The sequence below is a fragment of the Solibacillus sp. genome (assembly GCF_040273735.1).
Classification (GTDB): Bacteria; Bacillota; Bacilli; order Bacillales_A; family Planococcaceae; genus Solibacillus.
In genome coordinates this window covers 34,715-60,872 of record NZ_JBELZM010000018.1, presented here as the reverse complement: position 1 = coordinate 60,872, position 26,158 = coordinate 34,715, and the positions used below count along the sequence as shown (strand labels likewise).

Sequence of the window (26,158 nt, the reverse complement as noted above, 5' to 3'; positions counted from 1 at the left end):
GAATTATGAAATGGCTTCTTTTTCTTCTCTTATGACTCTGCGCTGTTGTCGTACTTGTACGGATAAGTAATTGATATAGCGGATAAAAACGTAAAATACAATAATTGCAGAGAATGTTAATTGAAAATAAAAATACGTTTCCAGCCAATTTGTCGACAGCCCATTTTGCCCTAAATAATGAATGACACCGTAAGTGGCAGTAGCGGTAATAACTAATGGGAATGTAAAGGCAGCATAACTTGGGTAAAAAGGCAGCTGTAATGCACTCGGTAATTTCGACAGTACTAAAAGATACAATATTTGCGCGACAATGAATAATGCCAAAACAATACCGAATTGACTTTCAAACTGCTGGAAATAAGCAGCTAAACTAATTGAAGCAGGTGCGGTTAAAATCGTCAGCATCGGAATCGTAGGCTCCGGCAAATCTTTTCTGATAAATACACGGAAAATCAGAATCGGCACTAGCACAATGAAAGCGCAAATCGCAAAGATAACAATCGCTTTTGTAAGTACGCCTGAAAGATCACTCGCTGTTAATGGCATAACAGCTGTTCCGACAAACATAATAAGCCAGCTTGGATAAATATCCGTAATCGTAATCCGTTTTTTCCAAATAAATGTTCGAATGAAATAAAAGATTATAAAGACTTGAGTCGTTGCAGCAAGAATCCAGATCATATGTATAACGAATTCACTTACACCGTAATAGTGCAGACCACTACTTATCGATAAAGTTCCCATCGTAAAAGTGGGGGATACTGACGCAATAATCGGGTTTTGCATTTCTGCAAGGATACTGGAAAACGCAAAAATCAGTTTTCCAATGATTAATAGAAATAATAAGATTCCTATAAAAAAACAGACGTGACCGAAAGTGGCTTTGTCCATACTTAAAAATAAATTTCCCAATGAAACCAGTCCGAGCATTAGCCCACTGATTGGAATTGGGACTACTTGAAATAAATTTCTCACAATGGCCTCCAAATATAACAACAATGTGCACAATCTATGAAAATATTCATAAAATGTACACATTGTTTCTACTAACTATATTCTACTGCGTAATTTTTAATCCGACAACCGCAATAATAATAAACGAAATAAACAGAATTCGTTTCCAATCTTTTGATTCATTATAGAGGAACATTCCGACAAGGGTACCGCCAACCGTACCGATCCCTGTCCACACAGCATAGGCAACCCCCATCGGCAATTCTTCCATCGCCATTGAAAGGAGCGAGAAACTGACAATAAAGGAGCCGATTAGAAACGCATAGGAGCCAAGGGACTTTTTCTGGGCAACTTTATTCATTCCGATGACACCGCCGACCTCAAAAAGTCCGGCAAAAATTAAATAGACCCAAGCCATTATGCATCCCTCGTTTCTTTCGGTTCATTTGAAATGAGTTTCAATCCAATGACACCGATTAATAATAATCCAATAAAGGCGATTTTCGTTAAGCTAAATGGCTCGTTGAAAATGACCGTTTCAGCTATGACTGTACCCGCAGTACCAATTCCCGTAAACACCGCATAAACAGTAGCAACCGGCAGTTTCTCTGTTGCGATAATTAAAATATAAAATGATAAAACAATTAATGCGGCAACTCCGACCCATAGCCACAATGTGTTTGCGTATTTCAGTCCCATTGCCCAAACAATTTCAATGATGCCTGCCAATAGGACGAGTATCCAGTATTTTGTCATGATGTCTACACCTCAGCTCTTATTCCTCTGTAAAATATTAACCATCCTGCCTGTAAACGCTTTTCACAGCGTTCACTCCCACCATAAAGCATTTCTACATACAGGCTATCAAGCAATGCCAAAAAGCCGATTGCTGCTTCATTTGCTGAAACGGACAGTTTTTGATCTTTTAAATGATCTGTAAAAAGTCTTTCCAATTCGTCTAAATAAATGTACGTTTGTTCACTTAATTGCTGCTCCAAATGTTGCGGCATTAAGAAAATCGATCGCATGAAAAATTTAGTTTCAGCGATTGACTCAAAGCGTTGCTGAAAAGACTGTAGAAATGGCAGCAATACTTTTTCGACAGGAAGTTGTTGGTGCTTTGCAATAAATTCTTTTGCAAATAACAGTTCAGCTTCCATTGCCTGTTTCGAAATCGATAAATAGAGCGCATCTTTACTTTTAAAATACGTATAGATTGATTGTTTCCGTATTCCTACTTCTTCTGCGATCTGGGCCAGTGATCCGCCACTGTATCCATGTTCGCTGAAATTAAGCAGAGCAGCCTGTATTATTTTCTCTTTAGTCACATTATCACCTTCCTGACGTTCGTAAGGTAATAGTAACAAAAATTGTTTGCGATTGCAAACGAGTTGGATTACAGTGGTTAAAAAGAGGTGAGGACATGGAGCGTTGCAGTTGGGTGAAACTAGATGAACCTATATATGTGAAATATCATGACGAAGAGTGGGGCGTACCCGTTTATGACGACCGGAAGCTTTTTGAAATGCTCTGTCTGGAAGGGGCACAAGCAGGCTTAAGCTGGTTGACTATTTTAAAAAGAAGGGAAGGGTATTTGGCGGCATTTGATCAGTTCGACGCAGAAAAGATTGTACATTATGATGAAGAAAAACTTGAAGCATTAAAAAATGACGATCGTATTATTCGCAACCGGCTGAAAATCAAAAGTGTCGTGACAAATGCCGAGAGCTTTTTGGCCATCCAAAAACATTATGGCTCCTTTTCTAACTATATTTGGTCTTTTGTTGACGGCAAGCCGGTGATCAATTCATGGGAATCTTCCGCACAAGTACCAATTACTACAGAAACAAGCGACCGTATGAGCAAGCAACTAAAAAAAGACGGATTCAAATTTGTCGGCAGTACGATCTGCTATTCCTATATGCAGGCAGTTGGCATGGTGAATGACCATACAACGAATTGCCACTGTTACAAAAGGTAAAGAGGGGGCAGGCTCAACCGGTACGCGGAGTTTCTGCCCCCCATTTTGGGACTAAAAATGAGAAATGATTTTTTAAACTTAATTTGAGGATTATGTGCTTGAAAGTTAGGATTAACAAATAAGAACTGAGGATTAAGCAAGAGCAAGTGAGGATTATCTAGCTGGGATTGAGGATTATTGGGCTAGAAATGAGGATTAGTTCCCATCTCACCTTGAATCTGACGTGTTGACCACGATCAACTCAGTTATACATAAAAAAAGACAAAACATATTAGTCGCTTAAAATGTTTTGTCTTTCCTCTTTTTAGTTTTGCCTTACTTCACAAGCATTGCAGGGCATTGGACACGCTTCATCACTTTATGTGATACGCTGCCTAGCACCATTTCCTGCAGGCTGTTTAAGCCGCGGCTTCCAATCACCACTAAATCCACATTTTGCGTGTTGGCAAATTTGATGATTTCAGGTGCTGGTGAGCCGTGAATGATTTCCACCTTATAACGGACTTGATGCTCCTTGAACAGTTCCTCGATTGGCACGAGCTTTCGACGGCGTTCCATATATAGACTTTCGATGGAGCTTGAATGCAATACATCCGTTTTCGCTTTTTCCATATCAATTATAAAAATGATTGTCACCAATGTTTCAGCATTTATTTGGGCTATTTTTAAAGCTTCTTTTGCCGCACGTATCGAGTTTTGCGAACCATCAGCGGCCAGTAAAATATGTTGATACATAAGCCACCTCCTAATCGATTAATGTCGTACCGGTTAACTTCTTCAATAGCTGTTTACTTGACTCATCAATATTCAAGTAGGTAACTTCTATATTTTTCGCTTTCAACTGGTCTTTCACCTTCATTAAAGCACCGATTGCCGAATCATCCCACACTTTACATAGTGAAAAATCGATGACAATTGATGAATGCTCATTTTGAACAGTTTTGAAATAGTCAATAAAACCTTCCGTTGAAGCGAAGAATAGCTGCCCTTTGACAAAGTATGTTTTCCCTTGTTGTGAAATACTTACACGTGAGATTTCGTTGACGAAAAACAGTGCGCTGACAATAATACCGGCTACAACACCTAACGCTAAGTTATGTGTGTACAGGACAACCGCGATTGTCAGAAGCATAACAAACACATCTTTTTTCGGCGCTGTCACAGCATATTTGAATGATTGCCAGTCAAATTGGGTAATACATACAACAACCATTACACCGGCAAGTACCGGCATTGGAATTTGAACAACATAATCGCCCAAAACGAGTATTAAAAACATTAAAAATATACCAGCAACAAAAGTGGAGAGTCGGCCACGTGCGCCGGATTTTACGTTAATAACGGATTGTCCGATCATCGCACAGCCGGCCATACCACCGAAGAAACCGTTAATAACATTGGCAATCCCTTGTCCGCGCGCTTCTTTATTTTTATCGCTTTCTGAAGCAGTCATATCATCCAAAATTGATGCTGTCAGTAATGATTCGACCAAACCGACAACAGCCAGAGCCAATGAATAAGGTAAAATAATCATCAACGTTTCTAAATTAATAGGAATATCCGGTATTAAAAATGATGGTAATGACTGTGTAATTGTTCCCATATCTCCGACTGTATTTAAATTAAAGCCAGAATAAATAGCTACTGCCGATAAAATAACTACGGCAATTAGCGGGGCAGGGATGCCTTTAATGACAAAAGGGATTGCATAAATAAGTGCAATTGTCGCAAGCAGGAACGCCCACGTAACGAAGTCGCCACCAATAAAGTGCGGTGTTTGAGCCATGAATACCAAAATCGCCAATGAGTTAACAAAACCGATCATAACCGCATTCGGGATAAACTTCATCAGGCGTGCAATTTTCAGCATTCCGAAAATGATTTGGATAACTCCCGTTAAAATTGTTGCAGCGAGTAAATACTGCAATCCATGATCTTTTACAAGTGACACGATAACGAGGGCCATCGCTCCTGTTGCGGCAGAAATCATTGCAGGACGACCACCGACAAAGCTGATTGTTACAGCGATTACAAATGAGGCATAGAGTCCGACCATCGGATCTACACCAGCTAAAATAGAAAAAGCAATTGCTTCAGGGATGAGGGCCAGTGCGACAACAAGTCCTGCCAGCACATCTGAGCGTACATTCCCAAACCATTGCTCACGGATATTGTACATATAATGTGTATCTCCTTTTAAATATTCTTCTACTATAATAGCACGCAAACAATGTCGAGTAATAGCAACATTATGATGGATTTTATATTCCTTAATAAAATTTCCGTGTGTTAATACCTAGTCCACGTTTTATTGATTAAGTATGAGGAACCAATTATTTCGATTTTTGTAATTACTTCTCCAAATGGAAATCACTGAGTTTATAATAGAATAACAATTGTTTGTAAAGGAGTGACCCGTATGACTGAGCGATTCAGCGAACAGCTAAACAACACTGATGAACATAATCCGTTGGAACAATTAATTGAACGGTTAAAACCTTTGCATAGTATTCTGTCTCGAAATAGTTATGTAAAAGATACGACAAACCGTTTAAAACAGATTATAGATGATGCAATCAGTCAGCCAATCGTGCTCTTAATTGGAAAAGAGCGGGTTGGTAAAACAACATTAATCAACAGTTTACTCGGCAGAAATCTGTTGGAAGACCGCCTATCAGAACCGACAAGGACCAATACATTTTTGAAATATAGTAATGAGGAATATATAAAAGCCGTATTTTTAAATGGAATGGAAGTAACATTTGATATTGCCAACCTCTCACTATTCACCATTTCAAATACGGAAAGTGCACAAATAATTCGTAAGCATCTGGATTATTTGGAAGTATATATAACAAGTGAGCTGTTAAAAAAAGTGACAATTGTCGACTCGGTTGCGCTTGAAACAGGCGAAAACAATACGGCATACTTTTCACCAGCTCTTTTACAGCGCTGTAATGAAGTTTTCTGGGTATTACAAGCGGGTTCACCTGCTACAAAAGCAGAAGTGAATTTTATTGAAAAGCTGAACAAAATGGGGGTAACTGCTCATTTAGTCGTAAACGGGATTGATCAGGTAGATGGGGAAGTGGAAGCCTTTCTTGATATGGAGAAAGAACGTTACGGCTACTTTATAGGAGAGGATGTACCAGTGTCGGCTTTACAGGCACAGGAAGCACGTAATACGAACAGTACACAGCTGCTTATTGATTCCCGTATTACACAGCTGTCACAACTGATGTTCCAGTTAATTGATAACAAGCAAAAAAAGACGCGCAATATAGCGGAGCGATTAATTCAATGGCTGGAACGTCTCCGAGTAGAAATTAATACAATTCCTGCAAGAGAACCGTATGTATCAGCGTATGAATATGTCATTCAGCATCAACGTGATTTTAATAGCGGTACAGCTCAATTACAACAGGATAAAGCGCTCATCGACTCACTGGACAAACAATATGAATCGGTCAGTAAAGTGTTCAAGGAAGTACAAACGCTTTTTCAACTGCTACAGACACTGGAAAGCGATTCCTATTTACGCGACCCAATCATCGATATGTACGAAGAAATGGCGGTACTTTATCAAAAAAATGTGCGTGATTACCGAAAATTGCATGTAGAGTACTCTATGGAATATGGACAACTTGAAAAGTATTTTAAAAAACAAACGGGGATGTCGCTCACATTCCCATTAGAAGAGAGTGAACTTACACCGCTCCTTTCCGAGCGAATTCAAACGTTGAATAAAATCCAGATAAATTGTGAACAGAAACTGGTGTTCATTAAAAAATACGAACAAGTTGTACTGGAGAAACTGGATACAGTACAAAGCCGTCTGAACGAGCTGGTGGAAAATCGGCTATCATCAATTCACAATCAGTTAAACGAATTGGAAGCGCAACGGATTCGTGAGCGGTTCTACATGACAGCCTCTGTAAATAAACTGGCTGAATTCAATTGCATTGCCGAAGCGCAGCGTTTTATAAAAGATGCGATAGAGCCTCTTTTATTGGAAAGAGTTCTGCCGATCAAAGAGCAGGAAAAAATGCAAATCCAACAGACGATTGAGCGTATTGTAACGGTTGATTTCATGTTTGAAACACCAATTGCAGCAGAAGCGGATGAAATATTGGCACCGCTGAATTTAAAAGAAAAACACCAACTGTTTGAGCTGCGTTTAACCGAAGAAGATATTGTATCTGATATTCCGGAATTACCTGAAAAAATAGAATTCTGAAAAAAATGGCTGCACGTGATTTTTATCTCGTGGGGCCATTTGCTTTCTAACGGGAGTGCTGAGAATTCCTTCTAAACAATAGCCTTTCCAATACAAAGGTTTTATGAGAAAATTGTACTCGCAGAAAGGAAGTATTTAAATGAATACAATTTTTAAACCGCATGATGAATGGGAACCGTATATTGATCTAGATCAACATGGTAAGCTAACTTTATCTAATATAGAGTTTACAACAACAAACTTATGTAATATGAGATGCTCGCATTGTGCAGTAGGATATACATTATTAACGAAAGAATTACCGGCCATTCCCGCTGACGAAATTATTCGTAAACTGGATGAGGTTGAAACGTTACGAACAATGAGTTTTACCGGTGGAGAACCATTATTAACTAAAAAGGGAATTAAGGATAATCTGTTACCGCTATTGAAATATGCGAAAAGCAGGGGGATTAAGACCCAAATCAACTCCAACCTTACTTTACCGATGTCACACTATGAACTGGTTGCACCTTATTTAGATGTCATGCATATTTCACACAACTGGTGTGATGAAAAGGAATTTGTTGAAACAGGATTCGCGATGATGGAAAAAACGCCGTCAGTTGAATATAGAGGGAACTTATATCGCAATATTTTTGACAACGCAAGAGAACTATCAAAAGGTGGCATGTTCGTTTCCGCAGAAACAATGTTAAACCGCAACACGGTACCATTTATGGAGAAAATCCATCATGAAGTAGCTAATGAGATGCTATGTAAACGACATGAGATTCACCCGATGTATGCCAGTGATTTCGCCGAAAGTTTAGAAACGATCGGTTTGGATGAATATAGAAAAGTAATCAATGAAATTCTAGATTACAGAAATGAAGACATTTGGGTTTTATTCGGAACATTGCCGTTCTACCCGTGCAGCAGAGATGAGCGCGATATCGCATTAATCAACCGAATCAATAATGCATCGAATACGACTATGAGAAATGATGTTGACGGGCGTTCAAGAATGAACCTTAATATTTTCTCTGGTGATATCTCGGTTACCGATTTCTCGGATGACGGTCAGGCGTTCGGTAATATTAAAAATGAATCATTAACTCAAATTTACAAGAGATGGCTAGATTCAAATATTTCTAAATCAATCAATTGTCATTGTCCTGCGGTGAAGTGCTTAGGGGCAAACGTCATTGTTAAAAACATGTATTATCCGTCTACTGAATTTGTCAGTGGGATTGTCAAATAAATATTTAAAAATAGCAGTCTATCCAATTGGGATAGATTGTTTTTTATTTTTTGTTTTATCTACAATGAAAAACTACCTGCAACTGAAATAGTCGCAGGCAGCAATACCATTAGCTGATTTCATCCAAATTCGATGAAATTTCACTGTTATTTTCACTGTAAAACTTTGAGCCGAATGAGTTGTCGACCATTGTTTCGGACAGATAAATTTTCGAATAGTTGACCGCCTGGATATTGAAGTCAAACTTCGCATTTTGAATAATGCATTTCGAAGCATGGAGAACCGATTTATTTTGAACAAATATGTCGGATTCATGGCCTTCAATAATCTGTGTTGTGTTCAGTTCAACTGAAGATTCGGAGTCGATCCATAACTGGGAATACATATGATTGGAAATGAATGTATCATGAATTAACGCCTCTGCATGGTTTTCAACAATTAAACCGTTACGCTCACCTTCCATCAACTCGCTGTCTTTTAACACAAGAGAACTGTCATTGATGATAATTTGCGGCATTTTATGACCGGAAATTTGGCTTTCGATAATGTGGACCGATGTATCTTTCATCGCCACAATTCCATTCGTTTCTCCACCGCTAATTTGCGAATGCTGAATCGTTGCATTCGTATTGCCTACCATTTCAATTTGAATTCCCGTACCATCTTTTACAATAGATTCGGTTATTTCAAGCTCACATGCATCCATGACAAAGATACTTTTGCCGCCGACTAATTCGCTTTGGTAAATCGTCACCGTACTGTTATTTTTCCCAGCTATATGTGCCAGGTCATTGTGATTGAAATGGCAATTGTCCACAGAGGTTTTTGCATGATTGACAGCCAAAATGCCATTGCCTTTATTATGATGAACTGTCGTATTTAATAGGAATAATTCCGCCTCCATTACCGTTAGCGCAGCATTTTTATGACCTGTAATTGTACTGGAAACAATCGAACATGAAGCGCCTTTTTCTGTGTATACCCCAATCTGTTTTCCTTCCTGAATTGTCGCATCTTTTATTGTACAAATGGAGTTTTCGGTAATGAAAAGCTGCGGCAGCACATTATAGGCAAACACCGTACTATTGAAGTTGGCGACCGATTTTTCCTTTATATGAATCCCGACACCTTGGCAGCTGAATACTTCACAGTTCGCCATATTAAGGAAAGACTCGAGCAGTAACTGGACATTTGCGATTTTATGAAAAGCAATCAATGAATTCTCGATCATTGCTTCAGAATAGTCCCGTAAAATAATACCGGATTCTTTGCCGTATTGAATTTGGCAATCTATCGCATTAAGGGAGCTTCTTTGCATCCAGATTTGGGGTAGGTGATGGTGTTGTATTGCTGTTTTTGTTAAATGAATGTTTGAATGGTCTGATGCATATATACCATTACCTTCGCCATGCATTACTTCACAGGAATTCATCTCCAATAAGGCGTGGTCCTGAATAATGAGTTGTGTGCCGGAATGATGCTGGACTTTCACGCGAGTTAAATAAGCCTTTGCATGAGACTTAACCCAAAGCGCCTGATTTGCTTTTGAAAGGTTACAATCCGTTAAATGAAGCGTTGAATTTTCCGCTAATATATGGACTTTTTTATTGTTTTCAAAATGACAATGTTCAAACTGTGCAGCACTATTATAAATTAGTGTGACTGCCGCATCCGATGCATCCTTGAATGTTGTATTTTCACAATGTAATGTTCCGCCGTTCAGTGCTAACAGTACATTCGTGCGCCCACCTTGAATAACGCAGTTTTTTAATATCATTTTACCTTCGACGTAAATTTGTGTTGTAGGTTGAATCGTCATGTTCTCAAATGTAACTGTCGCAGACTCAGCAATCATAATCGATCCTTTTATGCAGACAGCAGCATCCTTTTGTGCTGCAATCGTTCTGTTTTCCTCAAAAGTTAAAGTTTCTTTATATGTCCCGGATGCAACGATAATATCATCTTGGCTCGTTGTTCGTTGCACAGCTTTTTGAATAGTTTTAATGCGTGAAAAAATTGAAGATGACACTCTTACTAACGCCATACGATTCCTCCTACCAAACATGCTATATGTAATATGTTCACGTAAAATAACAAAATTAATCATTTGCAACTAAAATTGTGTAAAAACATGAAAAGATTTTTTCATATGCTCTTACTAAAATAGTGCAAAGTCACCTGAAATATTCCTGTTTCTTTAAAGGAAGAAATATGACAGGCAAAATGTTTAAAAACCGTACAGGAAGTGTAACGTTATAAGGAGAGATTACATAAATGTGCGGGTAAACGGATTTACGGAAAAAGGGAAAGGTGGTCAATCAATGTGTGAACAGCTGCAATCAATCCGTCAGCAACTGAATGAACATTTTTATGATCGGGAAGAAGAGATTGAAGCATTATTAATTGCCTTATTATCACGGCAGCACCTTTTATTTATCGGTCCGGCGGGGACAGGGAAAAGTGTGTTATCGTCCATGCTTGGTTCAATTGTAGAGGGAAGTCATTGTTTTCAGCATTTATTGACGCCTTTCAGTACGCCTGAAGAATTGTTTGGTGTCCTTTCTTTGAAAGATTTGGAGCAGGGAATTTATAAACGGAATGTAGCAAATATGCTGCCGGAAGCCCATTTTGCGTTTATTGATGAAATCTTCAAAGCAAACTCCGCGATTTTGAATTCACTACTTACGCTAATAAATGAACGGATTTATTATAACAACGGGGTTCCGATCGTTTCTCCGCTTTTGACGATGGTCGGTTCATCCAATGAATATATCGAAGAAGGGGAAGGACTGGAGGCATTATTCGACCGTTTTTTGCTGCGCTATGAAGTAAACTATATCCGTGAAGAAGAAGCCTTTATTGCAATGCTAAAGGACGATAGCGATAAGAAAATATCGCGAATAACATTGGACGAGCTATACGAACATCAGCAAATGACGAATAAGGTTGCGATTTCGGATACGATTTATAAAGTACTCGCTAAAATTAGGCAGGCACTTCAAGATGAAGGCATTCGTCCTTCTGATCGCCGTTTTAAACAGTCACTGTCGGTTTTAAAAGCGAAAGCATATTTAGACAATCGGACAGAAGTGATCCGGGAAGACTTGTCGATTTTGACGAATATTTTATGGGAAACGGTTGAACAAAAAACGTTAACAGAACAAATCATTAGCGAAGTGGCCTTTGATACGGTAGAAGCATTTATTCGCAGAACATCGACCGAGTTTGAAACGATTATTTTAACTGCAAGAAATGCGATGCTTCAAAAATCCCCGTTTGCCAAATCAGAGCTGAGTCAACTGCTACTTCAGGGGAAAACATTATTTATGGAAGTACAAAATATGAGCCGTCAAATCCCGAGTCGTCCGGAATTAACCAGTCTCAAAATGGAAATGCATAAACAATTGCTTGGAATAACTTCAGATGTTATCGGATTTTAAAGAATAAAGAAGGTGGGATGCTTCTTGAGTGAGAACATACATGTAATCTACAGCCGAACGGTTTTTGAGGGCAGCGCCGAGCAAAAGGCCCGATTTAACGAATTGTTGAAAATGGCCACTTTGTTGAATGAAAGCTGCATTGCAGGGGAAAAAATTGTTCCCGGCTTTACAAATATCATCGGTGATTGCTGGCATGCTTTCTATTATAAAGCGCCTGTATTAAATGAAAATGCAAAGCAACTGGATAAAATGCAATATGATTTTGTGGAAGAGCTGCTGAAAAATGAAGAATACATCCAATGGCATGAGCTGACAAAAGGCGACGAGCTGTTAAGTGTCCTTACTTCTGTCAGCATTGCAGAACAGCTACTTAAAAGCTTCCAATATTATGAAGAACAAAAAAATCCTTTTCAGATTGAGCAACTGGAAGCCTTCCAAAAGCAGCAGCTAACGCCATATGCAACAAATGATTTACCAGAAAAAAGAGAATATCTAAAACAGTTATCCAAAACGTCTATCGGCATGATGCTGCAGGAAAACAAAAAGAATATCCATAATACAAAAACAGCGGTCATGAAAGTTGGAACAATGGACGGCAAAAAAATGGATCAAGTGCCTTTAAGCGATCAGTTTAAACTAGCAAGAATGATTGGCGAGCGCAAGGAATTGCATAAAATTGCCGAATTAGTCGGTCGGTTTAAAAAAATTGCGACAAAAAAGCAGAAATCTAAACAAGACGAGACAATCCAGCAACAATCGGTGACTTTTGGGCATGAGCTGTCCCGACTGTTGCCGGCCGAATTGGGCAACTATATGCTAGGACATAGCAAGCTTGATTTTTTAAAGCGGTTAAGCGAGCAGCAAACACTCGTTTTTAATAAGAAGGGTAAAGATCGTCAAGGAAAAGGACCGATTATTGTATGTATGGATGAAAGCAGTTCCATGACTTCGATTAAAGCTCAAAGTAAGGCGTTTTGTATTGCCTTGCTGAACATCGCTAAAAAACAGAAAAGGGATTTAGCGATTATCCCTTTTGCAACAAATGTGGGAGAGATTAAATTTTTCAGAAAAGGTCAGGCAAAGACCCAGGATTTAATTCAGTTCAGTGACAGCTTTATCGGCGGCGGTACAAATTATGAGCTGCCATTACGAGAAGCATTGAAGCTTTTAAAGAAAAGCGAATTTAAAAAAGCGGATTTGCTGTTTGTAACAGACGGGTCAAGTTTTTTACCGTCACGTTTTATAGAAGAATTCGCGCAAACAAAAAAGCAGAAGCAGTTTGAATGTACATCAATTGTATTAACAAATTTATTCAATACCGTAGATTTGAAAATTGTAAACCGATTTTCGGATCGTGTAATCGAAGTAAATGAATTATTTGAAGCAGAAGATGCATTTGTTTTATAAAAAACGGGTATATTCACAAGGTGTGCGTCTATTAGAAGAGCTTTTACCTAGTCAAATGATCGTACGTCTCTTACAATATTGTTAGTCATTTGGTTAGGAGGCGTCTTTTTGTTAGTGGAAGATTATGAAAAGTTTTTTGAAATGACGACGGAAGAGCGAAAATATTCTATTCAGGAGCACCCGTCGATACTGAATGATTTACAGGAGACAATTGGTCATGAAGAAGCAGCAATCCGTGACCAGCTGAATTATCGTCTGTTCATTTTGCTGTTGTCGGAAAATGCATTCGGCGAGACAGTTATTACCGATTTTGTGAGCAAACTTTCTTCAACAGACGGTTTACTTTATAATATCGGTGAAAAGGGGACAACTTCTGTTTTTCAGCGATCCTATGCAGCTCTTTATTTAGCGGCAATCGTCAATGCTGATCGACAGCTTGCCGTTTTAACGAGTGAGCAGTTGGAGCTGCTTGCACAAAATTCGGTGGTACTGTTAACGAAAGAGCAGGATTTGCGAAGCTTCGTCGATACGAAGTCGGGCTGGGCACATAGCGTTACTAATACAACGGAGTTAATTAGCGCCATTATTGCACATCCGCTTTATCCGATCCGCTTTACGTCCCAAATTTTGCAGGCAATCCGGGCAAATATTTGGAAAGGCTATGTATTTGTCGATGACGAAGAAGAACGTTTCTGCAATATCATTCAGGCATTGATATCCAAAAACATCGATGAAGAACTGTTCATTGAATGGTTTGAACAGCTGTTTGACCAGCTGGAAATGGTCGCCTATGAGCGCGGCTATGATGCACTTTGGTTTAAAGCGAGAACAAACCAGCTGAACTTGGCAAAAACGCTTTACTTTTATTTGAAATTTGCCAATAGGAATGAAAAATTGCGCAGTATTGTATCAACGTTCATTCAGCACTGGCTAAAATTAAACTGAAAACTTTATTTTAGTACAATAATAACTTTCAAATTAATAAACTGTACTAAAAAAGTATGCCATTTAAAATGCATTATGAAATTGTTGGGGAGTACAGTGTGAGAAGAACTTTCTGACAAAGTAGGATTTCTAAAGTTATTGCAGAAGAATATGGCATTTCCGATAGGTCATAATTTTAACTTATCGCAAAAGATAATAATAATGCAATTTACTTATGTTTGAATGTGCGCTATTATTGACTGTGGAGAAAAGAGCATTACAACCTTTTCAATTAAGAAAAACTAGGGGGAACACAACATGGCAAACTTACACAACAGTCGTTCGACTTTTGAAGTTAACGGTAAAACTTATAACTATTTCCGTTTAGCTGCAATTGAAGAAGCTGGTATCGCAAAAGTATCACGCCTACCTTATTCAATTAAAGTATTATTAGAATCAGTATTACGTCAATATGATAACTATGTAATTAAAGACGAGCATGTTAATGAATTAGCTAACTTCGGTAACCACAATGCAGATGCTGAAGTACCATTCAAACCTTCTCGTGTAGTATTACAAGACTTCACTGGTGTTCCAGTAGTAGTTGACTTAGCTTCATTACGTTCTGCAATGAAAGAAATGGGTGGAGACCCAGCTAAAATCAACCCTGCAATTCCAGTTGACCTTGTAATTGACCACTCAGTACAAGTAGACAAATACGGTAACGCAGCAGCATTACAAGCGAACATGGATTTAGAGTTCGAGCGTAACGCTGAACGTTATAACTTCTTAAAATGGGCTCAAACTGCTTATGATAACTTCCGCGCTGTACCACCAGCAACTGGTATCGTACACCAAGTTAACTTAGAGTACTTAGCTCCAATCGTTCACGTTAACGAAACAGAAGAAGGTTTAGTAGCATTCCCTGACTCAGTAGTAGGTACTGACTCTCACACAACTATGATCAACGGTATCGGTGTTCTAGGTTGGGGTGTTGGTGGTATCGAAGCTGAAGCTGGTATGTTAGGTCAACCATCTTACTTCCCGATTCCTGATGTTATCGGTGTTAAATTAGTAGGCGAATTACCAAACGGTACTACAGCTACTGACTTAGCATTAAAAGTAACTCAAGTATTACGTGCTCGTGGTGTAGTAAACAAATTCGTTGAGTTCTTCGGACCTGGCGTACCTGGTTTACCACTAGCTGACCGTGCTACAATCTCAAACATGGCTCCAGAATACGGTGCTACTTGTGGTTTCTTCGCAGTTGACGAAGAATCATTAAACTACATGCGCTTAACTGGCCGTGACGAAGAGCACATTGCTGTTGTTGAAGCTTACTTAAAAGCTAACGACATGTTCTTCAACCCGGAATTAGAGCCTGTTTACACTGACGTTTTAGAAATTAACTTAGCGGACATCGAAGCTAACCTTTCTGGTCCTAAGCGTCCACAAGATTTAATTCCTTTAACTGAAATGAAAAAAGTTTACCGTGAGTCAGTAGTAGCTCCTCAAGGTACACAAGGTTTCGGTTTAACAGAAGAAGAATTCTCAAAAACATCTACTGCTAACTTTGCGGACGGTGCTGTTGAAATTCCGGCTGGTGCGGTAGCAATCGCAGCAATCACTTCTTGTACAAATACTTCTAACCCATACGTATTATTAGCTGCTGGTTTAGTTGCTAAAAAAGCTGTTGAGTTAGGTATTAAACCTGCTAAATGGGTTAAAACTTCATTAGCTCCAGGTTCTAAAGTAGTAACTGGCTACTTAGAAGAATCAGGTTTACAAGACTACTTCGACCAAATCGGTTTCAACACAGTTGGTTACGGTTGTACAACATGTATCGGTAACTCTGGTCCTTTATTACCAGAAATCGAAGATGCAATCAAATCAAACGATTTATTCGTAACTTCTGTATTATCAGGTAACCGTAACTTCGAAGGTCGTGTACACCCATTAGTAAAAGCTAACTTCTTAGCTTCACCACCATTAGTTGTTGCTTACGCTTTAGCGGGTACTGTAGATATCGATCTACAAAAAGACGCAATCGCAGTAACTCCAGAAGGTAAAGAAGTATTCTTCGCTGATATCTGGCCATCAACTGAAGAAGTTAACGAAGTATTAAATAAAGTTGTAACTCGTGAATTATTCCAAAAAGAATACGAAACAGTATTCACTGCTAACGAAGCTTGGAATGCAATCGAAACTTCAACTGAAAACTTATATACTTTCGACGAAAAATCAACTTACATCCAAAACCCACCATTCTTCACTGGTCTTTCTAAAGAGCCAGGTGCTATCCAAACATTAGCTGGAATGCGTGTAATGGCTAAGTTCGGTGACTCTATCACTACTGACCACATCTCTCCTGCAGGTGCAATCGGTAAAGATACACCAGCTGGTAAGTACTTAATCGAAAACGGTGTTGCAATCCGTGACTTCAACTCTTACGGTTCTCGTCGTGGTAACCACGAAGTAATGATGCGCGGTACTTTCGCTAACATCCGTATCCGTAACCAAATCGCTCCAGGTACAGAAGGTGGTTTCACTACTTACTGGCCAACAGGCGAAGTTGAGTATATTTACGATGCTTGCATGAAGTACAAAGAAGCAGGTACTGGCTTAGTAGTATTAGCTGGTAACGACTACGGTATGGGTTCATCTCGTGACTGGGCTGCTAAAGGTACATTCTTACTAGGCGTTAAAACTGTAATCGCACAATCTTACGAGCGTATTCACCGTTCTAACTTAGTAATGATGGGCGTATTACCATTACAATTCATGGCTGGCGAATCAGCTGAAACTTTAGGATTAAAAGGTGACGAAACAATCGACGTTAACTTAACTGACAATGTTAAACCACGTGATATCCTAACTGTTACTGCAACTTCTCCAGAAGGTAAAGTAACTGAGTTCAAAGCGTTAGCTCGTTTCGACTCTGAAGTAGAAGTAGACTACTACCGTCACGGTGGTATCCTACAAATGGTATTACGTGCTAAAGCTGCACAACAATAATTCCATTCTATAACATGAAAGACAAAGTCAATTTTTATTGACTTTGTCTTTTTTTATGTCTTAAGAATTATATTTTCTGTTAAAAATAAGTAAAATTTTCCGGAAAATGTAGAAATTTTTATAATATTTCGTTACTATCAAAAGGTAGGTTAAAAATTTTGGGGGGTCTTTTGGATGAAGAAAAAAAGAATGTATTCGGCAACAGCTTTAGCAGCGTTTACGGCAGTTGCTGTAGGAGCAACAGGTGTTATGGCGGAAGAGACAATTTTTACGGATGTAACTGTTAGCCATCCATATGCAGAAGGGATCAATGCTTTAACATCTGCAGGTATCGTAAAAGGATTTGGAGATGGTACTTTTAAACCAGATGCAACGGTTACTCGCGGACAAGCTGCGAAAATGATTGCGGGTGCTCTTAAACTTGATACAACTAATGTAAAAAATCCTAACTTCAAAGATATTAAATCGTCAAACCAGTATTATAGTCAAATAGCGGCACTAGTAGCTACTGGATTTGTAAATGGTTATGAAGACGGCACATTCCGTACAGCGGATAAAATTACACATAATCAATTAGCTAAAATTTTAACGAATGTATCTGCGGTATATCCGATTGATGCAACAGCGTTATTAACAGAAGCTAAAGTTGTATTCAACCCTACGAAACAACTTACTCGTGGCGAACTGTCAAGCGTATTGGCAACAATGCTTGCAGCAGCTGCACCAGCACCACAACCTGAACCAGAAACAAATAATTATAAATTATCGATTATGCATGTGAATGACACTCATGCACGTGTTGATGCTCTTCCAAAATTAATGACGGCGGTTAATGAACAACGTGCAAAAACACCGGATGCGCTTTTATTGCATGCGGGTGACGTTTTCAGCGGCACTTTATACTTCAATGAATTTGAAGGACAAGCAGATCTACCGTTTTTAAATGCATTGAAATTTGATGCGATTACATTGGGAAATCATGAATTTGACTTAGGTTCTTCTCCAGAAGGACATAAAGCATTGGCAGAATTCATTAAAGCAGCACAATTCCCGGTTTTAACGGCGAATGTTGACTTTACAAAAGACAGCCTGTTTACAGGTATGTTCTCGGATTTAGTATCTAGTGAGCCTGAAAACGGCAAAATCTATGCTGGTATGATTAAAGAAGTAAACGGCGAAAAAGTCGGGATCTTCGGTTTAACGACAGCTGAAACGGAAGACATCGCTTCACCAGGCAGTGTAGCATTTGAAAATTATATCGACGAAGCGAAAAAAGCGGTAAAAGCGTTTGAAGATAAAGGTGTCGATAAAATTATCGCTTTAACACATATCGGATTTGACGATAATCCTGCTTATGACAATGATCAAATTCTAGCAAAATCAGTACCTGGAATTGATATTATCGTAGGCGGTCACTCACATACAGAGCTAAAAGAGCCATTCGTAGTTGATACAAACACAGTAGGCGAGAAAAAGGACGTAACATTAATCGTTCAGGCGAAAGAGTATGCTGGTTTCCTAGGTACAGTGAATGTTGAATTTGACGAAAATGGTGTCATCGTTAAACATGACGGTCAATTAGTTGAAATCGGTAAACTTGCAGATGACGCTGAAGGTTTAAAAATGCTTGCTCCATTTAAAGAAAAAGTAGATGCAGTTTCTAAAGCAGAAATCGGCGTTACTTTAGCACAAGATTTAGTGAGCCCTCGTAAATCAGAAACAAGTGCTGTAAGTGTTCGAAATAGCGAAACAGTATTAGGTAATATCATTACTGACGGTATGCTTGCAAAAGCAAAACAGTATACGGATAAAAAGGTTGTAATGGCATTGCAAAATGGCGGCGGTATTCGTGCTGCAATTCCTGCCGGCAATATTACGACTGGACAAGTTATTACAGTGTTGCCGTTTGGTAATACATTAGCATTAATGGATGTTACAGGCGCTGAATTAAAAGCGGCATTTGAACACTCTGTGAAAAGTGCTCCGGAAGAGAATGGCGGATTCCTGCATATCGCAGGTGCTAAACTAGAATACGATTCTTCTAAAGAAGCGGGTTCTCGTGTCGTTTCATTAAAATACTATGATGAAGCAACAAAAGCATATGTAGATGTAGCGGATAACGAAACTTATACAGTTGCTACAAATGCGTTCACAGCTAAAGGCGGAGACGGCTTCAGCACGTTCGAAAAAGCATATGGAGAAGGCCGTGTAACTGACTTAGGTTTATCAGATTGGGAAAACTTAAAAGAACAATTACTATCAATGAAAGAAATTAAGTTTACTACTGAAGGCCGCATTGTAGATACAGCTGCGCCAGAAGAAAAATAATCAACAGCTTAACCACTAATTTGGGGAACCATTTTAGTGGTTTTTTTATTTATTTTTTTCTGAAATCATTATGTAAATTAAACCATTCAACTTATCAATCAATAACAATATTATTCGGAATATTCAGATTAATAAAGTGAGTCCTGAAATGGAAAGTTATTTAACGATTATATTGTCCTACAATTTGGATATTAATATGAACAAAATTCACGTACTAAATAGAATTTTTTTACATTTTACAGTAGAAAAATGTAAAAACTTAGAATATATTATTGTTATACGTAATGAGTGTTTATTCATTCGTATAGGACTACTTTTATAAAAAGGGGGGTTTTTATGGGGTCGTTTCAGTTGTTTGGGAAGGAATTGCAGTCACTGAAAAATCGTAAAGGTTTAGTCATTGCGTTGATCGGTGTCATGCTCATTCCAATTGTTTATGTAGCAGTTCTTCTGTCAGCTACATGGGGACCGTATGACAATCTGGATAACTTACCGGTTGCGTTCGTCAATAAGGATGCAGGCGGTGTTTCGGGTGGTCAAGCAATCAATGTCGGCAATGATTTAATGGAAACATTAAAGGAAAGTAACTCATTAGGCTGGCATTTTGTGACGGAAGAAGAAGCGATGGAAGGGTTGGATAAGCAGGAATTTTACCTAGTGGTAGAAGTGCCGGAAGACTTTTCACAAAAGGTGACAACCGTTCTTGATGCAAATCCGCAAGTGCCGGAATTGCGCTATATCCAAAATGAAGGATTAAACTTCATGGGAGCGCAAGTGACAAACAGTGCTGTTGAAAAACTTCGCGAACAATTAGGGGACAAAATTACAGCAACTTATGCCAGAACGGTATTCTCCAGGTTTACGGATATCGAAACAGGATTTGCAACCGGAGCAGATGGCTCGAAGCAAATCGTGGATGGTACTGAGCTGCTGGCAAATGGGACGAACACATTATTAACATCGTTGACGGAAAAATCGGCAGATATTAACAAGCTTGCTGTCGGTGCGAAAACGGCCGATGCGGGGGCAGGCCAGCTTCTTTCTGCGATCAATGGGGGAACGGGCGATATTAACAAGCTAGCGTCCGGATCACGTCAAGTGGCATCAGGTGCTACACAGTTAAAAGGCGGATCACAGCAAGTGTTAGCTGGACTTAATTCATTAAAAGGCGGTTCAACGGAAATCTATTCAGGCTTACAAAAATTACAGCCTGGTTCCGAAAATCTCCTGAATGGGTTGCAGCAGCTTTCTGCAGGAGCGAACCAGCTTTACGCTGGTATTGCTGTGGGAGACGGCACGCAGGCGAATCCGGGGTTGGCAAAAGGGCTGAACCAGCTGGCGACCGTATTGCAGTCGAAACAGGCGAATATTGAACAAATGGCGCAAGGGGCAGAATTACTGCAAAGTTTGGCACAAGCACCTGGTATGGAAGCATACCGTGAAAATTTACTTGCTTTAAGTGCAGGCTTGGGGGAACTTGGTGCAGTTTATCCCGTTGCCGTTCAAAGTGCCAATGCTTTAAGCAATGGTGCCAACCAGATTGCACAATCCATGCCCGCATTGACAACAGGTCTTGAAAATGCGATTGCCGGTCAAAAAACAATCGTTTCCGGAATTGGTTCGTTATCAGCTGGACAAGAGAAAGCTGTAAAAGGAATCGATGCACTTGTTGCAGGACAGACAGCAGTCGTTTCAGGTGCCTCTACTTTAGCGGGTGGTGCATCGCAAGTTGCGAATGGTAACGCATCACTAACGAGCTCATGGAACAGATTAGGTACAGGTGTTTCCAATCTGAAAAGCGGTTTAACACAAATTAGCACAGGTAATGAAACCGTTGCAGTTGGCTGGCAAACGATGACAGAAGGCGTTACTTCATTAAATGATGGGGTCAACCGTCTTCAGGCAGGTTCATCGGAATTGGCGACTGGTTTGGAAGGCGGTCGTGAGCAAGTGGCGGCATTACGAATTACCGACGATAATATTGCGATGTTTTCTTCTCCGGTCACATTGGCAGGGGAAAAGGTCAATGCATATGAATATTACCGTGATTCAACTGCACCGTATATTTTATCGTTGGCATTATTTGTAGGTATGCTTGTATTGTCCATGTTTGTTGACTTTAAAAAGCCGGCTGTATTGCCAAAGTCTGCAATAAGCTGGTTTGTGAGTAAATGGCTGCAATTAGCACTGTTTGCTATAATTCAGGCAATATTGGTTACGGTATTTACATTAGTCGTATTGCAGCTATCAGTAGATCATGTAATGCAGTTTATTTTATTCGGGATTTTTGTCAGCATTGTATTCATGTCGATTATTTTCTTCCTTGTATCGGTTGCCGGAAACATTGGGCGATTTATCGCACTTGTACTGGCTGTTGCACAATTATCGATTACAGGTTCGAATTTACCGATCCCGATGCTTCCTGAAAATTTACAGGCTGTTAGTGCATATTTACCGTTTACGTATTCGATTTCAGGATTTAAATCGGTTATATCATTAGGTGATCTTTCATTATTATCATCGAATGCTTTAACCCTTGTCATTTATTTAGTCGTTGCTTCTGTCTTGGCACTGATTGCGTTTATCGTAAGCTATAAATCACTCACGACGAAGTACACACCGGAAGTGCAGCCGACTTCATAACAAAAAAAGACCCGTCTACTCTCAAAATAGAGAGTGACGGGTCTTATGATGTTCAATTATAACTCTACGTGTGCAATCATGCCTTCTTCATCATCAATATCCAGAGAAATACGTGCTGACATTGAATCACGGCCAAGCTGCTCATCAATATACAGACGAAGTGCCATGATGAAATTCACCGAGTTGTATACTTCCAGTTGTCCGTTATAGAAAGCTTCCGCTGAATATCCGGCAACATCATCATACATCAGCTCCGCTTCCACTTCTTCAGGTGCTGTGTTTTTGAATTTTGCATGGAACAGACAAACGGCATTAATTAAATCTTGTTCAGATAATGTTAGTTTTTCCACGTGTCAGTAACCTCTTTATCTTTTTTGCGTTTGATTAACTGATAAATCTTCACTAGGAAGAAGACAATCGCCGCAATTGCTGCTACGTTGATTAACAGACCTAAAATGTTACCTAGCATACCCATGCCGGCAAATAAGCTACCGAATAATAAACCAGCTAAACCACCAAGCATTAGGCCTTTCATTAAGCCGCCTTTGTTTGATGAAGCTGTATTTGAATCATTCTTTTTTGTTGTATTGTTATTTTGTTTTGTTGTTGTCGGGTTTGTTGCATCATTATTGTTTTTTTGAATATTAGTATTGTTATTGTTGCTGTTGAAGCCTTTTTTACCTGATTTGTAACCTTTTGCTTCAACTGACTGTGCATCATTAGCAAATAAAATCGTTGTCCCTACACTTGAAAAGACAAGTGTGAATGCTAATAAAACTGCTGATAATTTCTTCATGTTTCTCCCCCAATTAGTCTATTTATTTACTTTATCAGTATATCAAAAATTCATCTAAATAGAAAATGAAAACACTTTACAGCAAATAATACAAGCATTGCGCGAAAGATAACATTTTTTGTGAAAAGCACAAAAATTATTGTATTCATAAATATGAAACTGTATGATGAAATATAATTTAGACGAAAATTCTGAATTTACATCATTGTGTAAAGAATAAACGTCGAATAATTAAGATGGGGGAATAAATAATGAGTAAAATTCGCATTGGTATTGTTGGTTACGGAAATTTAGGTCGAGGTGTGGAAGCAGCAATCGGTCAAAATGCTGACATGGAATTGGTAGCTGTATTTACGCGTCGTGATCCTGCATCTGTTGCCATCCAATCATCAAATGTACCGGTCTATTTAGTGGATGATGCACCTAATTATAAGGAACAGATTGATGTCATGATTTTATGTGGTGGTTCTGCAAAAGATTTACCTGAGCAAGTTCCGCATTTTGCACAATGGTTCAACACAATTGACAGTTATGATACACATGCGAATATTCCGGTATTTTTTGATGCAGTTGATGCTGTGGCACAAAAAAGTGATACAGTCTCCATCATTTCGGTTGGCTGGGACCCGGGGCTATTTTCATTGAACCGTCTATTAGGTGAAACAGTTCTGCCTGAAGCAAATACATATACGTTCTGGGGTGACGGCTTAAGCCAAGGCCACTCAGACGCAGTACGCCGCATTGAAGGTGTAAAAAATGCAGTACAATATACTTTACCGATTAAAGAAGCGGTTAACCGTGTGCGCAATGGTGAAAATCCTGAGCTGACAACACGTGAAAAACATGCCCGTGAATGTTTTGTTGTTTTAGCGGAAGGTGCAGATGCAGCAACGATCGAAAAAGAAATTAAAGAAATGCCAAACTATTTTGCGGAATATGATACGATGGTGAACTTTATTACAGAAGCCGAATTTAAAGAAAATCACCAAGGTATGCCACATGGCGGATTTGTTATCCGTTCTGGTCAATCAGGCGAATCAGACAAGCAAATTATGGAATTTTCATTAACGCTTGAATCCAATCCGATGTTCACATCAAGTGTTCTCGTTGCCTATGCCCGCGCTGCATACAAATTGCATGCAAAAGGAGACAAAGGTGCAAAAACTGTTTTCGACATTCCATATGGTTTCTTATCACCAAAATCTCCGGCAGATTTGCGCAAAGAATTACTGTAATTTCCAAACGAGCGTCGTCTAATAAATTTAGGCGACGTTTTTTCGGTTTTTGCTAGACAAATCGTCAACAAACTCTTTTCTTTCGCAGTTTGGCAACGTAGAATAGAGAAGTTAAGTCTCTGAAAGATGGTTGTCCACTTTAGAGCGAGTTAAAATTCCCTCATGATCTGAAATTACAGCAGATTCAAATAGTATACAGAAAGGATGTTTTAATGTGCAGGCTAAGCGTTTCAAAATCGCACATAAAGAAGCACTGATCGGTGTCGTGCTTGTCATCATCAATTTTGCGATCTGGTTCGGGTTCGCATATGGGCTCGGTTCAGGTGACCCGCTGGAGTATGATTACGTATTCGGATTCCCGGCATGGTTTTTCTATAGCTGTATCGCAGGAACAATTTTCATGATTATCGCAATCTGGCTCGCGATGAAGCTTTTCTTCAAAGATATTTCACTTGAAGAGGAGGAAGAGCAAAAATGATACATTGGTCGGTCATTATTCCATTACTCATATTTTTAATTATCATTTTTGGCATCGGTATTTGGGCAAATCGCCAAGTACGCACATCTAACTCGTTTTTACAGGAGTATTTTTTAGGCGGACGCGAAATGGGCGGGTTCATCCTGGCGATGACGATGATGGCGACATACGGGAGTGCTTCAAGCTTTATCGGGGGACCGGGTGTTGCCTATAATACAGGACTTGGATGGGTTCTATTAGCAATGGCACAGCTGCCTGCAGGTTATTTTGTGTTAATGGTGCTCGGCAAGAAATTTGCGATTGTTGCACGCCGTATTGAAGCCATTACTTTGATCGACTTTTTAAAGAAACGCTATGACAGCCATACGATTGTTATTTTATCGGCAATCAGTATCATCATTTTCCTTTTTGCCTCGATGACAGCGCAATGGGTGGGTGGTGCACGTCTGATTGAATCATTGACTGGGCTGTCGTATACAAATGCACTGCTCATTTTTGCGGTAGCCGTTTTGGCATATGTAATTATCGGTGGTTTCCGGGCTGTTGCGTTAACGGATGCATTGCAAGGTTCCATTATGATTATTGGTACAGTGATCCTTCTAATTGCAACTGTCATTGCCGGTGGTGGTGTTGACACGATCATGCAAGGACTGGTAGCAGAAAATCCGAATTTAGTGACGCCGTTTGGTGCAGAACAAAACCTGACACCATTGTATGTATCAACATTTTGGATTTTAATTGGATTAGGTGTCATTGGGTTGCCTCAAATTGCCGTTCGTGCCATGAGCTACAAAGATTCGAAAAGCTTACATAAAGCAATTTTAATAGGTACAATCGGTATCGGGACAATCATGTTCGGCATGCATTTAATTGGTGTATTTGCACGTCCGGTTTTGCCGGGAATTGATGTCGGCGATAAAGTGATGCCGTTGCTGACATTGGAAGTGCTGCCGCCTTTACTGGCGGGAATCGTACTCGCAGCTCCAATGGCAGCCATTATGTCGACGGTTAATGCATTGCTTATTCTAGTAAGTTCAACAGTTGTAAAAGATATTTATCTAAACTATATCAATCCGAAAGCAAGCGATGCACAAATTAAAAACCGCAGCTTCTGGGTAACGAGCATCATTGGGATAGCGGTAGTTATTTTCGCCGTTAAACCACCTGAGCTATTAATCATGCTGAACTTGTTTGCGTTCGGCGGACTGGAATCAGCCTTTTTATGGAGTGTAATATTTGGACTGTACTGGAAGAAAGCAAATAAATACGGGGCAATCAGTTCGATGATTGTCGGTCTGACATTATATATTGTCATCTACCGCTTTGCGGAAAATATTTATGGCATGCATTCCGTTACAATTCCAATCATCGCTTCACTTATTACATTTGTAGCAGTTAGTCTGATTTCGCAAAAGATGAAAAAAATAGAAGATTATCATTTCTAATAGCCAGAACCGTTTTAGGTCTGTATGATAGA

Annotated in this window: 21 protein-coding genes; 12 read left to right on the top strand and 9 right to left on the bottom strand. The window is 39.3% G+C overall.

Annotated elements, in window-relative coordinates; all coding sequences use genetic code 11:
* Positions 1 to 3 precede the first annotated feature (3 nt).
* From ABS917_RS15940 to ABS917_RS15925, 4 genes are all read right to left on the bottom strand, one after another.
* Complete coding sequence (locus ABS917_RS15940) at positions 4 to 975, bottom strand: TDT family transporter (RefSeq protein WP_350479926.1); 972 nt, start codon at positions 973 to 975, stop codon at positions 4 to 6.
* A gap of 82 nt (positions 976 to 1,057) precedes the next feature.
* On the bottom strand, positions 1,058 to 1,372 hold the full coding sequence (locus ABS917_RS15935) for a DMT family transporter (RefSeq protein ID WP_350479925.1): 315 nt from the start codon (positions 1,370 to 1,372) through the stop codon (positions 1,058 to 1,060).
* Positions 1,372 to 1,710 carry a DMT family transporter gene (locus tag ABS917_RS15930; RefSeq protein ID WP_350479924.1) on the bottom strand — a complete coding sequence of 113 codons (339 nt, stop codon included), beginning with the start codon at positions 1,708 to 1,710 and terminating at the stop codon, positions 1,372 to 1,374. Before ABS917_RS15930 ends, ABS917_RS15935 begins: the two co-directional genes overlap by 1 nt.
* Before the next feature lie 5 nt (positions 1,711 to 1,715).
* Positions 1,716 to 2,282: a TetR/AcrR family transcriptional regulator gene (locus tag ABS917_RS15925; RefSeq protein ID WP_350479923.1), complete on the bottom strand. Its 567-nt coding sequence runs from the start codon at positions 2,280 to 2,282 to the stop codon at positions 1,716 to 1,718.
* Positions 2,283 to 2,377: 95 nt separating this feature from the next.
* On the opposite strand from ABS917_RS15925, the gene ABS917_RS15920 reads away from it, so the two are divergent.
* Entirely contained in the window at positions 2,378 to 2,935 is a 558-nt protein-coding gene (locus ABS917_RS15920; RefSeq protein WP_350479922.1) for a DNA-3-methyladenine glycosylase I, read from the top strand.
* Between the two features lie 315 nt (positions 2,936 to 3,250).
* Here the strand turns inward: ABS917_RS15920 and ABS917_RS15915 are convergent, their stop codons facing one another.
* Both ABS917_RS15915 and ABS917_RS15910 read right to left on the bottom strand, forming a co-directional pair.
* A complete protein-coding gene (locus ABS917_RS15915; protein WP_350479921.1) occupies positions 3,251 to 3,670 on the bottom strand; it encodes a universal stress protein in 420 nt (139 codons plus the stop codon).
* Between the two features lie 10 nt (positions 3,671 to 3,680).
* Complete coding sequence (locus ABS917_RS15910; protein WP_350479920.1) at positions 3,681 to 5,114, bottom strand: SulP family inorganic anion transporter; 1,434 nt, start codon at positions 5,112 to 5,114, stop codon at positions 3,681 to 3,683.
* Positions 5,115 to 5,354: 240 nt separating this feature from the next.
* On the opposite strand from ABS917_RS15910, the gene ABS917_RS15905 reads away from it, so the two are divergent.
* Positions 5,355 to 7,172 (top strand): dynamin family protein, encoded by a 1,818-nt coding sequence (locus tag ABS917_RS15905; RefSeq protein WP_350479919.1) that lies wholly within the window; start codon positions 5,355 to 5,357, stop codon positions 7,170 to 7,172.
* Positions 7,173 to 7,311: 139 nt separating this feature from the next.
* Positions 7,312 to 8,415 carry a radical SAM/CxCxxxxC motif protein YfkAB gene (gene yfkAB, locus ABS917_RS15900; protein WP_350479918.1) on the top strand — a complete coding sequence of 368 codons (1,104 nt, stop codon included), beginning with the start codon at positions 7,312 to 7,314 and terminating at the stop codon, positions 8,413 to 8,415.
* A 109-nt stretch (positions 8,416 to 8,524) separates the two neighbouring features.
* Here the strand turns inward: yfkAB and ABS917_RS15895 are convergent, their stop codons facing one another.
* Positions 8,525 to 10,459, bottom strand: a complete 1,935-nt coding sequence (locus ABS917_RS15895) for a right-handed parallel beta-helix repeat-containing protein (RefSeq protein ID WP_350479917.1) — start codon at positions 10,457 to 10,459, stop codon at positions 8,525 to 8,527.
* Between the two features lie 232 nt (positions 10,460 to 10,691).
* Between ABS917_RS15895 and ABS917_RS15890 the strand changes: the two genes are divergently transcribed.
* From ABS917_RS15890 to ABS917_RS15865, 6 genes are all read left to right on the top strand, one after another.
* On the top strand, positions 10,692 to 11,855 hold the full coding sequence (locus tag ABS917_RS15890; protein WP_350479916.1) for an AAA family ATPase: 1,164 nt from the start codon (positions 10,692 to 10,694) through the stop codon (positions 11,853 to 11,855).
* A 24-nt stretch (positions 11,856 to 11,879) separates the two neighbouring features.
* Positions 11,880 to 13,262, top strand: coding sequence for a VWA domain-containing protein (locus ABS917_RS15885; protein WP_350479915.1), 1,383 nt, complete (start codon positions 11,880 to 11,882; stop codon positions 13,260 to 13,262).
* Positions 13,263 to 13,376: 114 nt separating this feature from the next.
* Positions 13,377 to 14,207: a DUF2785 domain-containing protein gene (locus tag ABS917_RS15880; protein WP_350479934.1), complete on the top strand. Its 831-nt coding sequence runs from the start codon at positions 13,377 to 13,379 to the stop codon at positions 14,205 to 14,207.
* A 297-nt stretch (positions 14,208 to 14,504) separates the two neighbouring features.
* Positions 14,505 to 17,201 (top strand): aconitate hydratase AcnA, encoded by a 2,697-nt coding sequence (acnA, locus tag ABS917_RS15875; protein WP_350479914.1) that lies wholly within the window; start codon positions 14,505 to 14,507, stop codon positions 17,199 to 17,201.
* 174 nt (positions 17,202 to 17,375) lie between these two features.
* A complete protein-coding gene (locus ABS917_RS15870; RefSeq protein WP_350479913.1) occupies positions 17,376 to 19,529 on the top strand; it encodes a 5'-nucleotidase C-terminal domain-containing protein in 2,154 nt (717 codons plus the stop codon).
* A 336-nt stretch (positions 19,530 to 19,865) separates the two neighbouring features.
* Entirely contained in the window at positions 19,866 to 22,172 is a 2,307-nt protein-coding gene (locus ABS917_RS15865; protein ID WP_350479912.1) for a YhgE/Pip family protein, read from the top strand.
* Between the two features lie 56 nt (positions 22,173 to 22,228).
* Here ABS917_RS15865 and ABS917_RS15860 read toward each other — a convergent pair whose 3' ends face one another.
* Entirely contained in the window at positions 22,229 to 22,522 is a 294-nt protein-coding gene (locus tag ABS917_RS15860; protein WP_350479911.1) for a YxcD family protein, read from the bottom strand.
* Positions 22,510 to 22,968, bottom strand: coding sequence for a hypothetical protein (locus ABS917_RS15855; RefSeq protein WP_350479910.1), 459 nt, complete (start codon positions 22,966 to 22,968; stop codon positions 22,510 to 22,512). Before ABS917_RS15855 ends, ABS917_RS15860 begins: the two co-directional genes overlap by 13 nt.
* A gap of 251 nt (positions 22,969 to 23,219) precedes the next feature.
* Here ABS917_RS15855 and ABS917_RS15850 point away from each other — a divergent pair, with 251 nt between their 5' ends.
* The 3 genes from ABS917_RS15850 (at position 23,220) to panF (ending at position 26,126) form a co-directional block, all read left to right on the top strand.
* A complete protein-coding gene (locus ABS917_RS15850; protein WP_350479909.1) occupies positions 23,220 to 24,203 on the top strand; it encodes a diaminopimelate dehydrogenase in 984 nt (327 codons plus the stop codon).
* Between the two features lie 214 nt (positions 24,204 to 24,417).
* Positions 24,418 to 24,681, top strand: a complete 264-nt coding sequence (locus ABS917_RS15845) for a YhdT family protein (protein ID WP_350479908.1) — start codon at positions 24,418 to 24,420, stop codon at positions 24,679 to 24,681.
* The gene (gene panF, locus ABS917_RS15840; protein WP_350479933.1) at positions 24,681 to 26,126 is read left to right on the top strand and encodes a sodium/pantothenate symporter; all 1,446 of its coding nucleotides are present in this window, start codon (positions 24,681 to 24,683) and stop codon (positions 26,124 to 26,126) included. Before ABS917_RS15845 ends, panF begins: the two co-directional genes overlap by 1 nt.
* Positions 26,127 to 26,158 lie beyond the last annotated feature (32 nt).